The sequence below is a fragment of the Virgisporangium aliadipatigenens genome, assembly GCF_016863615.1.
Classification (GTDB): Bacteria; Actinomycetota; Actinomycetes; order Mycobacteriales; family Micromonosporaceae; genus Virgisporangium; species Virgisporangium aliadipatigenens.
This window is the reverse complement of the sequence record NZ_BOPF01000009.1, coordinates 146,890-157,277: the sequence shown is the minus strand read 5'-3', so window position 1 is coordinate 157,277 and position 10,388 is coordinate 146,890. Positions and strand designations below refer to the sequence as shown.

At 71.0% G+C, this 10,388-nt stretch carries 13 protein-coding genes; 5 read left to right on the top strand and 8 right to left on the bottom strand.

The window, feature by feature from the left end:
* Nucleotides 1-5: 5 nt before the first annotated feature.
* Together Val02_RS14990 and Val02_RS14985 are read right to left on the bottom strand one after the other, a co-directional pair.
* A complete protein-coding gene (locus Val02_RS14990) occupies nt 6-629 on the bottom strand; it encodes a hypothetical protein (RefSeq protein WP_203899655.1) in 624 nt (207 codons plus the stop codon).
* Between the two features lie 327 nt (nt 630-956).
* Entirely contained in the window at nt 957-1,409 is a 453-nt protein-coding gene (locus Val02_RS14985) for a hypothetical protein (RefSeq protein ID WP_203899654.1), read from the bottom strand.
* Between the two features lie 73 nt (nt 1,410-1,482).
* On the opposite strand from Val02_RS14985, the gene Val02_RS14980 reads away from it, so the two are divergent.
* The gene (locus Val02_RS14980; protein WP_203899653.1) at nt 1,483-2,181 is read left to right on the top strand and encodes a hypothetical protein; all 699 of its coding nucleotides are present in this window, start codon (nt 1,483-1,485) and stop codon (nt 2,179-2,181) included.
* Here the strand turns inward: Val02_RS14980 and Val02_RS14975 are convergent.
* Both Val02_RS14975 and Val02_RS14970 read right to left on the bottom strand, forming a co-directional pair.
* Nucleotides 2,166-2,426 (bottom strand): hypothetical protein, encoded by a 261-nt coding sequence (locus Val02_RS14975; RefSeq protein ID WP_203899652.1) that lies wholly within the window; start codon nt 2,424-2,426, stop codon nt 2,166-2,168. The genes Val02_RS14980 and Val02_RS14975 overlap by 16 nt on opposite strands.
* Nucleotides 2,427-2,631: 205 nt before the next feature.
* Nucleotides 2,632-3,453, bottom strand: coding sequence for a helix-turn-helix transcriptional regulator (locus Val02_RS14970; protein ID WP_203899651.1), 822 nt, complete (start codon nt 3,451-3,453; stop codon nt 2,632-2,634).
* A gap of 154 nt (nt 3,454-3,607) precedes the next feature.
* Here Val02_RS14970 and Val02_RS14965 point away from each other — a divergent pair, with 154 nt between their 5' ends.
* A complete protein-coding gene (locus Val02_RS14965) occupies nt 3,608-4,930 on the top strand; it encodes an amidohydrolase family protein (protein ID WP_203899650.1) in 1,323 nt (440 codons plus the stop codon).
* A gap of 8 nt (nt 4,931-4,938) precedes the next feature.
* Nucleotides 4,939-5,721 (top strand): SDR family NAD(P)-dependent oxidoreductase, encoded by a 783-nt coding sequence (locus Val02_RS14960; RefSeq protein WP_203899649.1) that lies wholly within the window; start codon nt 4,939-4,941, stop codon nt 5,719-5,721.
* A gap of 35 nt (nt 5,722-5,756) precedes the next feature.
* Here Val02_RS14960 and Val02_RS14955 read toward each other — a convergent pair whose 3' ends face one another.
* Nucleotides 5,757-6,533 carry a hypothetical protein gene (locus Val02_RS14955; protein ID WP_203899648.1) on the bottom strand — a complete coding sequence of 259 codons (777 nt, stop codon included), beginning with the start codon at nt 6,531-6,533 and terminating at the stop codon, nt 5,757-5,759.
* 51 nt (nt 6,534-6,584) lie between these two features.
* On the bottom strand, nt 6,585-7,559 hold the full coding sequence (locus Val02_RS14950) for a helix-turn-helix transcriptional regulator (RefSeq protein WP_203899647.1): 975 nt from the start codon (nt 7,557-7,559) through the stop codon (nt 6,585-6,587).
* A gap of 99 nt (nt 7,560-7,658) precedes the next feature.
* On the opposite strand from Val02_RS14950, the gene Val02_RS14945 reads away from it, so the two are divergent.
* On the top strand, nt 7,659-8,057 hold the full coding sequence (locus Val02_RS14945; protein WP_203899646.1) for a VOC family protein: 399 nt from the start codon (nt 7,659-7,661) through the stop codon (nt 8,055-8,057).
* A gap of 95 nt (nt 8,058-8,152) precedes the next feature.
* Here Val02_RS14945 and Val02_RS14940 read toward each other — a convergent pair whose 3' ends face one another.
* The gene (locus Val02_RS14940; RefSeq protein ID WP_203899645.1) at nt 8,153-8,986 is read right to left on the bottom strand and encodes an alpha/beta fold hydrolase; all 834 of its coding nucleotides are present in this window, start codon (nt 8,984-8,986) and stop codon (nt 8,153-8,155) included.
* 140 nt (nt 8,987-9,126) lie between these two features.
* On the opposite strand from Val02_RS14940, the gene Val02_RS14935 reads away from it, so the two are divergent.
* Nucleotides 9,127-9,726 carry a TetR/AcrR family transcriptional regulator gene (locus Val02_RS14935; protein ID WP_239152929.1) on the top strand — a complete coding sequence of 200 codons (600 nt, stop codon included), beginning with the start codon at nt 9,127-9,129 and terminating at the stop codon, nt 9,724-9,726.
* Nucleotides 9,727-9,769: 43 nt separating this feature from the next.
* Here Val02_RS14935 and Val02_RS14930 read toward each other — a convergent pair whose 3' ends face one another.
* A complete protein-coding gene (locus Val02_RS14930; protein ID WP_203899644.1) occupies nt 9,770-10,378 on the bottom strand; it encodes a YdeI/OmpD-associated family protein in 609 nt (202 codons plus the stop codon).
* Between the last annotated feature and the right edge of the window lie 10 nt (nt 10,379-10,388).

Genomic DNA, 10,388 nt, shown 5'->3' with positions numbered 1-10,388 from the left:
GACAGCTACGGGGTCGCCGCGGGCGGAACCGGCTCGTGCGAAGCCTTCCGGCGGCGGACCAGCACCAGCGCGCCCACGCACGCGGCGACCAGCAGGCCGCCCAGGACGGCGAAGAGCAGCGTCTGGCCGCCCTCGTCGCTGACGGCCTTGAGATCGGGCGCCGCGACCGGTGTGCCGGACTCGCGCTGGATGGCCTCGTTCGCCGCGACGCCGGCGCTCTCCGACGTCCCGGACGACGGCGGCGTGACCGTGCTGGGCGACGGCCTGACCGGGCTGGGCGTCGGCTTGCCCGGTGTGGGCGTCGGTTTGCCCGCGCCGGGAATCGAGGTGCCGGGGCCGTGGACGTAGACCATCTTGTGGTCGTAGGTGTTCTCCTCGGCGAGCCGCACCCCGACCGAGATGTTGAGACCGGTGACCTCGCCCGGATTAGCCTTCGGCGCGACGAGTGTGGCCTCGAAGTCCTGGCTCCGGCCGGCTCCGAGATTCGGCTCCGCGCGGCATCCGGTGTTGCACGACAGGCCGCCACCGATCACGATGATGGCCGTCTCGGCTCGCTGCCCGTTGTTCGTGACGCGGTACTTCAGCCGCACCGTCTCGCCGGACTGCACGTTCTCCGCCGACACGCTCACGATGCGCACGGTTGCCGCTGCGGCTGCCGCCGGTGTCGCGGGCACGGCGAGCGTCGCGACGATCGGCGCGATCAATGCGACGGCTCGAGCCCACCGGGCGGGTAGACGCATCGTCATTTACAACCAACTCTCCGTGACAAGCAACGCCGGTCCATAACGCCGCCGGTCACTATGCCTTGTCCGGGCCGGATCGCGCGACCCGTGAGACGTCCTGCCGGCCGGTCCCCGGCGCGGGGCGAACCGCTCGTCGCAAGGCGTGGCGTGGCCGTGATGAACCGGCGACGCCTGCGCCGTTCACAGGAAATCCCTAGCCTCGACGGACTTCGCCTACCCGAGGACCCGCAACAGCTCACCGGCGGACCGGGCGATCGCCTTGTTCTGTCGACCGGCGGTGAGCCGGTTCAGCAGTGGTGTCAGCCGCTGCGCGGCACCGCGCAACGCCTCGCCGACCTCGACGGAGGCCGACCCGGCCGTAGACCAGGAGACCAGGTCGACGAGAACCGCCAACGCGGTGCTGCGAGGGATCCCGGCGCACTGCTCCACCACGCGGACGAGCAGCGGCCCGGCGGGTATCGCCGAACGCCGTACCCAGCCGGAGTGTTCGTGTGCCAGCACATCGACGAGGCGGTCGTAGGCGGTCTCTCCGTCGCCTTCGGACCGCGCGGTGAGCACCAGCCGGAACGCCAGTTCGGTCCGACCCGGATCCGCGTCGTCGAACTGAGACCAGTGCACCTGCCGAACGGCGTCGAGGATCTCATCGCCCGGCGACGGAAGACTCACCCGTTCACGCTACCCGTCGGCCGACTGCCGGCCCGAGGTCGTGGTGCAGCGAGGCCACGACGACAATCGCAGTGTGGACAGTCGGACGATCAACCGGTTGATCGCGGTGGCGGCCCGGGATCGTCTGGGCCCGCTCGGGCTGGTGCGTCATCGCCGGACCCGGATCTGGTACGACGACCGCGGTTGGTCGCTGATCGTGGTGGAGTTCCCGTCGGGTCGGAGTCCGGGCACCTACCTGAACGTCGGTGCCATGTGGCTGTGGGCGGGCGGCGACCATTGGGCGTTCGACGAGGGGTCCCGCGTGTACTGGCGCGCCGACGGATCCTTCGCCTCCACGCCGCCGTTGGGCGAGCGCGGCTGGCAGCAGCACGTGGACTTCCGCGACGTCGAGCAGTTCTCCCGGGACGTCGAACTGCTGGCCGACGTCGCCGCGCGCCGCGTGACGCAGCTGCGCACGGAGTTCCCGAGCCCGCGCACGGTGGCCGCGCGCCTGAGATCCCGGGCGACCCGTCAGGACGAGTCGCCGCTGTGGCACGCGTTTCACAGCGGCGCCGCGGCGGCCCTCGGCGGAGACGCCGCAGCGGCCGGCGAGTCCCTGACGAAGGTCGTGTCCGCCCCGCACCACGTGGACTGGGAACACTCGCTGGCCGAACAGGCTTCCGACCTGCTCGGGCTCGTCGCCGACCCCGCTGCCGCGCGCCGCCGCATCGTCGAAATGATCGAACACAGGCGACGGCGGCTCAACCTCCCGACAACTCACAGCCGGCCCTGACCTTCACCCATCGGCCGCGGCTCGTCGGACCGGTCGGCGGATCTGTGCCACGATCGCTCGGCTGCGGCATGCCACCACGCCGGCGGCGTCGCATCGCCGACGGCCGCCGTCGGCTGATCGGGATGCAGCCCGAGCTTGCGCAGCGCGTCGGCAGCCACGTGCAACGCGTAGTGGCCGCGCCATCTGCCGGTGGCATCGGGCCCGCAGGCCAGGCCGATCCGCACGTCGAGTTCGGCGAACGGCATCCAGTCGATGCCGCGCTCACGCAGTCAAAACCGCAGCGCGGCCTGCGGCCGGGGGAGGCCCGGGAGGTTCTCACCACTGACGACCAAGACCCATTCGGAGTCCGCCTTGTGCACGCAGCCATGATGCCGCACCGGGAGGGTCAGTGCCTATCGAATAGAGCGCGCGCGGGTGCCGGCGGTGGGGATCCCGTCATGGCACGAGGCGTCACTCGCGAACCGGCGCCAGCAGGCCGAGCAGGGTGACGGCATCGGCACTGGGACTGTTCGGCTCGGCCCGATAGACGATCAGCTGCTGGTCGGCGACCCCGCGAACGTCGAACGCGTGGTACGACAGCGTCAGTTCGCCGACCGCGCCGTGGCGGAACGTCTTCACCGCGTGCGTCTTGCCCCGCACGTCGTTGCGTTCCCACAGGGCGCGGAACTCCGGCGCCCGTTCGTTCAGCTCGGCGACGAGGGCCAGCGCCGGGCGGTCGTGCGGGTCGTGGCCGAGCGCGAGGCGGAGGTTGGCGACGGTGGACTGCGCGGCCCGCTGCCAGTCGGCGAAGAACGTCCGCCCGGCGGGATCCAGGAACGTCATCCGGGCGTAGTTGTCCGGGTCGGCGAAGTCGCGGTAGAGCGCGTCGGCGAGCGCGTTGCGCGCCAGCAGGTCGAGGCGGCGGTTGACGATGACCGCGGGCGTGTGCGGCCAGGCGTCGAGCAGTTCACGCAGTTCGCGCGGCACCTGCGGGCTCGCCGGGGCAGGGGCGGCGCCGGCCGGGGCGTCGGCCAGGCGGAACAGGTGGTCGCGGGCGTCCGGGCCGAGGTCGAGCGCGCGGGCGATCGCGTCCAGGACGGCGGGTGACGGGTTGCGCTCACGCCCCTGTTCGAGCCGGGTGTAGTAGTCGACGCTGACGCCGGCCAGCACGGCGACCTCTTCGCGGCGCAGCCCGGGCACGCGGCGGGTGCCGGTCGTCGCCATCCCGACGTCCTGCGGGGTCAGTCGGGCGCGCCGGGCCGCGAGGAACGCGCCGAGCCGGGTGGCAGCCATGGTCCGACCCTAGAAGGCCGCCGGCCGACGAGCCAGGGTGCGGTGCACCCCGGCAGGGTTCGACCTGGTTGCGCCGGTTCCGTCCACCGAGGGTGGTTCCGTCGCTCTTTTCGGTGGAACGCCGTGAGCCCTCTACTCCTGAGGAGTGAACGTCATGACAACCCTGTTCACCGGTGGCGCCGTCGTCACCATGGACCCGCTACTCGGTGACCTGCCCCGCGGTGACGTGCTGGTCAGTGGCACCATGATCACCGCCGTCGGCCCCGACCTGCGCACACACCCCGCCGCCGCGAACGCCACCGTCGTGGACACCACCGGCCGCATCGTCGCGCCGGGTTTCGTGGACACCCACCGCCACGCCTGGCAGGCGCAGTTCCGCCGCACCATCCCGGACGTCGGGGACCTCGGCGCCTACGTCTCGTCCACGCTCGCCGGGATCGCACCGGCGTACACGCCGCACGACATGTACGTGGGCACCCGTCTCGCGGCGCTCTCCGCGCTGGACGCCGGCATCACCACGCTGCTCGACTTCTCCCACAACTCGCGCAGCGCCGCGCACTCGGACGCGGCGATCCGGGGCCTCGCGGAGACCGGGATCCGGGGCGTCCACGCCTCGATGGCCCCGCACTTCGGCGACTGGGACCGGCAGTGGCCCGCCGACCTGAACCGCCTCCGCGACCGGCTGCCGGAACTCGTGACGCTGCGGCTCGCGGCGCTCGCCACGGCCGAGGTCGCCGGCCCCACCCTCGCCTACGGCCCCCGACTGGCGGCGTTCGCCCGCGACCTGAACATCGACGTCAGCGTCGACGCGGTCCTCGGCCACGCGTCCTCGACGGCGGTCCTCGACTGGGCGCGCCAGGGCCTGCTGGGTCCCGGCCTCTCACTCATCCACGCCACCGGCCTCACCGGCGAGGCGTGGCGGGCGATCGGCGACAGCGGCACGGCCGTCTCGCTGGCCCCGACCTCGGACACCCAGATCGGTCTGGCGACCGGGATCCCGGCGATCGACGAGGCGCTCGGTGTCGGTGTGCGGCCGGGGCTCAGCGTCGACGTCGAGGTGGCGCTCGTCAGCGACATGTTCACCCAGATGCGGGTTCTGCTTGCCGTGCAACGGATGCGGGCGATCGGCTCCGGCGCGCCGCGGATCACCACCCGGGACGTTCTGGGCTTCGCCACCGTCGACGGCGCACGATCGATCGGCCTGGGATCGACGACCGGGTCCCTGACCCCGGGCAAGCAGGCCGACCTGCTGGTCGTCGAGGCCGAGGCGATCAACACCATGCCGTTGAACGACCCCGTGGGCACACTCGTCCTCGGCGCCGACCCGCGCAACATCTCCACGGTGCTGGTGGCCGGCCGCACCCTCAAGCGGGACGGTCACCTGTGCGCGGTGGACCTCGACGAACTGCGCCGCGAGGTGACCGCCTCCCGCGACGCGGTGCGCACCCGCGCCGGTTCCCGAACGTCCGCCGCATAGGATGGGTGATGCGGCGATTCGAGGGCAAGGTCGCGATCATCACGGCGGCGGCACAGGGCATCGGGCAGGCGGTTGCCCGCCGGATCGTCGCCGAGGGCGGCGCGGTGGTCGTCACGGACCTGCTGCGCGACGCGGCCGTGGTCGCAGCCTCGGAGTTCAGTGGGCGGGACGCGCTCGCGGTCAAGCTCGATGTCACCTCACGCGCCGACGTCGACGCCGCGATCGACGCGACGCTGGAACGGTTCGGCCGGCTCGACCTGTTGGTGAACAACGCGGGCGGTTGCATCGTCGACTCGATGCCGGAGGAGACGTCGACCGAGGACTGGCACCGCCAACTCGACCTCACCCTGGTGGGCGCCGCACGCTGTATCCAGGCGGCTGTCCCGCACCTGGTGAAGACCCGCGGCAACGTCGTCACCATCAGCTCGGTGAACGCCGTCGCGGCGTTCGGCAACATCGAGTACGCCGCGGCGAAAGCCGGCCAGATCGCGATGTCACAGAACTACGCGGCCCGCTACGGCCGGCTCGGCGTGCGGTTCAACGTGGTCGCTCCCGGCACCGTTCGGACACCGAACTGGGACTCTCAGCCGGGAGCGCTCGAGAGCCTCGCGGCGATGTACCCACTCGGCCGCGTCGGCGAACCGGAGGACATCGCGGCGGCGGTCGCGTTCCTCGGTTCCGACGACGCCGCCTGGATCACCGGCCACACCCTGCCTGTGGAGGGCGGCGTGCTGACCGGCCCTCACCCGATCGACCTGAGCCCTCCCGACACGCTCCACAACGGCGCATAGCGACCGGGCGTCGCGGAGGCTTACGCCGGGCAGAGTCAGCGCTCCGGCACGACCTGGTCGGCCGGAGGCGGGGCGACCGTGACGTCCGCGCCGATGTCGTGGAGCGTGATGGTGATCGTGATGTCGTCGAGCGTGCTGCCGTTGAACGGTCCGACCTCGACCCGGACGGGCCGCCGGTCGCGGTCCAGGTCTACGACGAGCGGTATGTAGGAGATGTAGGGGAACGTGTCGAAGGTCGCCGCCATCCTGCCGCCGGGAATCCAGCGGTTGCCGGCGAACGCGTACCGGCGGCCGCCGCCGGGCAGGTCGCTGAGCGTGACCTCGGTCGCGCTGTTGACGCTGAGGTAGGCGAGCGGCTCGAACTCCGGCAGCGGCTGCGGTGGGGTGTCGACGCCTTCGTGGCCGATGTACCAGAAGTAGTTCGTGGCGCGGGGGCCCTGGAACTGGTGCCACTGGGTGAGGGTCAGCTGCTGGCCGGTCTGCTTGTGGTAGCGCGCGTCGCCGTGGTGCACGGACTCCAGGCGCGCCCAGTCCTTGCCGCTGCGCTTGAGGTCGCCGGTCGCCGACCAGTCCCGGCCGGTGGCCCGCATCGATCCGGTCCAGCCGAAATCGGCGCTGTACACCACCTGTCGGAACGTGGCGGTGAAATCGGCCCGGTAGGACGTGACCCGATCGGCCGCCGCGCGCAGCTCCTCGGCCGCGGCCTGGGCCCGCTGGAGCGGGGTCGGCTCGGGATTGAGGACGAGGAAACCGTAGCCGGCCAGCAGCACGCCGGCCAGCGCGAGCGCGTAGATCCACCGCCGACTTCTCATCCCGGTCGATGCTATCGGGCGCCGTCGAAGACCTCCTCGCGCGCGACGTCGCTACGGCAGTCGCCGTCCCGAGGCCGCCAGCCGGTCGGCGAGCGCGACCACGAGGCCGCGCAGTTCGTCCGGGCGATCGATGACGAACGGCAGGTCGAGCGCGGCAAGCACGGCGGGCAACCAGTCGAGACGTTCCACCCGGATCTCCACCGACTGCCAGCCGGGTTCCTCGTGCTCCCGCACCTCGGCGACGCTGGCCGGCAGCCGCGTGCGGATCTGCGCGGGCGTGCCCTGGATCCGCAGCGTCACCTGATGGCGGTACGGCGCCTGGGCCATCGAGGTGAGTACGCGTTCTGCGGGTTCGAGGCCGGCGGGCGGCTCGAACGAGCCGGGCAACGTCCTGGCGTCCGCGATGCGGTCGAGCCGGAAGGTCCGATCCTCGCCGAGCTGCGGGTCGGCACCGGTGACGTACCACCGGCCGGAGTGGTTGACCAGCCCGAACGGATGCAGTGTGCGAACGCTGCGCCGACCGCCGCCCGACATGTACTGGATCGAGATCGGACGATGGTGGCGAACCGCGTGGGCGACGGTGAGCAGGACACCTGTCTGCGGCGCAGGGACGTCGTCGGGCTCGGCCGTGAAGGCGAGGGATTCGAGTACGGCGTCCAGCCGATCCGCGATCCGCGACGGCAGCACGCGACGGATCTTCGCGGCGGCCGTCCCGTTCGCCGTGTCCAGGCCCGCGCTCGTTGCCAGCCCGGCGCGCCTGCCGGCGACCAGTCCGAGCAGCACCGCCAGGGCCTCGTCGTCACTGAGCATGAGCGGCGGCAGCCGATAACCGGCGGCGAGCCGATATCCGCCGTAGCGGCCGCGCACCGACTCCACCGGAACGTCGAGGTCGATCAGGTGATCCACGTAGCGCCGCACGGTGCGCGGGTCGACACCGAGACGGTCGGCGAGCCCGGCCATCGTCAGCACGCCGCCGGACTGCAGGAGCTCCAGCAACGCGAGTACCTGAGCTGTCGGCCGCGCCATGATCGGGACTTTACCCAGAATACTGGACCGATTCTGTCCAGTATTCGTCGTAGCGTTCGATCCCGGCAGGCAAACGGACCACATTAGTCAGGGAGAACCATGGACCTCGTCTCGATTCGCCTCATCAGCGGCGATGTCACTCGCCTCGTCGGCTTCTACGAGAAGGTCACGGGCGTGCCGGCGGTCTGGGGCAACGAGGACTTCGCCGAACTGCGCACCGCCCACGGCACGCTGGCGATCGGCAGCACCCGCACGGTTTCGCTGTTCGCGCCCGGTTCGGCCCGGCCGGCCGACAACCACACCGCGATCATCGAGTTTCTCGTGGACGACGTGGACGCGCTCTACGAGAGCCTGCGGGGTGTCGTGGCGGAGTTCGTGAACGTGCCCACCACGATGCCCTGGGGCAACCGGGCCCTGCTGTTGCGCGACCCCGACGGCAACCTGGTCAACTTCTTCACCCCGGTGACCCCCGAGGCGATCGAGAAGTTCAACCGCTGACCGGACGGGCGCGTGGATCCGCGGCCGGCTGGGCCGACGGCCCGTCAGTTCGCAGGGAGCCGAACTGACGGGCCGTGAGCGTCCTGAGTGACCGGCTACTTCGCCAGGAAGGCGAGCAGGGCCTCGTTCACCTCTTCGGCGTGCGTCCAGAGCAGGCCGTGCGGGGCGCCGTCGACCTCGACGTAGTCGGCGTTCGGCAGCAGGTTGCGGAAGGGGCGCGCGGTGGCGTCGATGGGCAGGATGTTGTCCGCCGTGCCGTGCAGGATGAGCGTGGGCACGTCGATCTTCGGGATGTCGTTCCGGAAGTCGGTGATCCACGTCGGCACGGCGGCGGAGGACGCGAACCACGAGGCGCCGGCGGCGACGTTCCAACTGTTGCGCAGTGCCTCCTCGGACAGGCGGGTGCCGAGGTTCTCGTCGGTGTTGTAGAAGTTCTTGTAGAAGTCGGTGAAGTAGGCGTACCGGTCTGCGGTCACGGCAGCGAGGATGCCGTCGAAGACCTCCTGCGGCACGCCCGTCGGGTTGTCGTCGGTCTTGAGCAGGAACGGCTCCAGTGCGGCGAGGAAAGCGGCCTTGGCGATCCGCTGCGATCCGAAGTTGCCCAGGTAGCGGGCGACCTCGCCGGTTCCCATGGAGAAGCCGACGAGGACGGCGTCGGTGACGTCGAGGGTGTCGAGCACGACCTTGAGGTCGGCGGCGAAGGTGTCGTAGTCGTAGCCCGTGGTCGGCTGGCTCGACTGTCCGAAGCCGCGACGGTCGTAGGTGATGACCCGGTAACCGGCCTTGAGCAGCGCCGCGCTCTGCTTCTCCCACGAGTGCCCGTCGAGGGGGTAGCCGTGGATCAGGACGACGGGCTGACCCGCTCCGTGGTCCTCGTAGTAGAGGTCGATGCTGGTGCTGTTCTCGGAGCCGACGGTGATGAACGGCATCTGTGCCTCCCGGCGATGGTGGAGAACGTACGTTCTCCGCTTGTCATGTAGCCTAGAAAACGATCGTTCTCGGCGCACCACTCAGGCGTGACGAATTGGGTGAGAGGTGTCACCGCGGGACTCGGCGACGGAGGGGAATAGTGACCACGCAAGCCCACACGCTGGACGACGACGCGGCCCGGCAGCAGGTGCTGGAGGCGGCCGACCGGCTGTACTACACGCTCGGTATCCAGGCCGTCGGCATGGACATGCTGCGCGCCGAGTCGGGTGTCTCGCTCAAGCGGCTCTACCGCCTGTTCCCCTCCAAGGAGACCATCGTGGAACAGGTCCTGCTCCGCCGGCACGAGATGTGGGACGCACTGGTCGACGACGCGACCGCCACCGACGACCCCCGGCAGAGCCTGCTCGCGATCTACGACATGCTGGCCCGCTGGTTCGACCAGGACGACTTCCGCGGCTGCATGTTCATCAACTCCTTCGGCGAACTGGGCGCGACGGCGCCACGGGTCGCGCAGATCGTGCGGGCGCACAAGGCGAAGTTCCAGGCGCGGCTGACCGAGATCGTCGCCGAGGCCGGGGCGCCCGCATCGCTCGGGCCGCAGTTGGCGATCCTCGCCGAGGGGGCACAGACGACGGCGGCCATCGCCGGGACGAACGATGCCGCGGGGCAGGCGCGACAGGCCGCCGAGGCACTCATCGACGCCGCGCTCCGGGGCCGGGAGCGGGATTCCGGCCGATAGGACCGCCGTGATCGGCGGGACACGCCTCATCCGGGCACACCGCTCACGTCGGCGGCTCGGCCGGCCTGGCTCGCTGCGGATGGATCGTCTCGTGCCGGGCCAGCATCGCCACGCACTCGGCGATCTTGCGGGTGCGCGTCTCGGCCCGCTTGACGGCGTTGACCCGGCCGATGAGGGCGAAGCGGTTGGTCTTGGTGAGCACGTCGAACATCGCCTGCGCCGCAGGGTCGGCGGCGATCGCGGCGCGCAGGTCGGCCGGCACCTCCGCCTCCGACGGCGGCGCGTAGGCGGCCGCCCACCGCCCGTCGGCCTTGGCGGCGTCGACCGCGGCGCGGCCGGCGGGCTGCATCAGGCCGGCCGCCTCCAGCCGGGCGACGTTGGCGACGTTGCGCTGGGACCAGATGCTGCGGGGCCGGCGCGGGGTGAACCGGATCCAGGAACTCTCCCCGTCGCGCTTGCGGGCCTGGCCGTCGATCCAGCCGAAGCACAGCGCCTCGTCGACCGCCTGCTGCCAGGTCAGCGTGGTGACGGAGCCGCCCTTCCTGGTCAGCGCTAGCCACACACCGGGGGAGGTGCGGTGGTTGTCCGACAGCCAGGCGCGCAGCGCCCCGCTGTCGGCCACGATCAACTCAGCCAGTTCGGTTCCTGTCACCACCGCAGGC

What these genes read in the sequence shown, in the direction of transcription:
- Val02_RS14945 (WP_203899646.1), top strand. Translation starts at nt 7,659, where the DNA reads ATGGACCTCGTCTCGATTCGCCTCATCAGCGGCGATGTCACTCGCCTC.
- Val02_RS14955 (WP_203899648.1), bottom strand. Translation starts at nt 6,533, where the DNA reads ATGAGAAGTCGGCGGTGGATCTACGCGCTCGCGCTGGCCGGCGTGCTG.
- Val02_RS14965 (WP_203899650.1), top strand. Translation starts at nt 3,608, where the DNA reads ATGACAACCCTGTTCACCGGTGGCGCCGTCGTCACCATGGACCCGCTA.
- Val02_RS14940 (WP_203899645.1), bottom strand. Translation starts at nt 8,986, where the DNA reads ATGCCGTTCATCACCGTCGGCTCCGAGAACAGCACCAGCATCGACCTC.
- Val02_RS14970 (WP_203899651.1), bottom strand. Translation starts at nt 3,453, where the DNA reads ATGGCTGCCACCCGGCTCGGCGCGTTCCTCGCGGCCCGGCGCGCCCGA.
- Val02_RS14950 (WP_203899647.1), bottom strand. Translation starts at nt 7,559, where the DNA reads ATGGCGCGGCCGACAGCTCAGGTACTCGCGTTGCTGGAGCTCCTGCAG.
- Val02_RS14960 (WP_203899649.1), top strand. Translation starts at nt 4,939, where the DNA reads ATGCGGCGATTCGAGGGCAAGGTCGCGATCATCACGGCGGCGGCACAG.
- Val02_RS14975 (WP_203899652.1), bottom strand. Translation starts at nt 2,426, where the DNA reads ATGCCGTTCGCCGAACTCGACGTGCGGATCGGCCTGGCCTGCGGGCCC.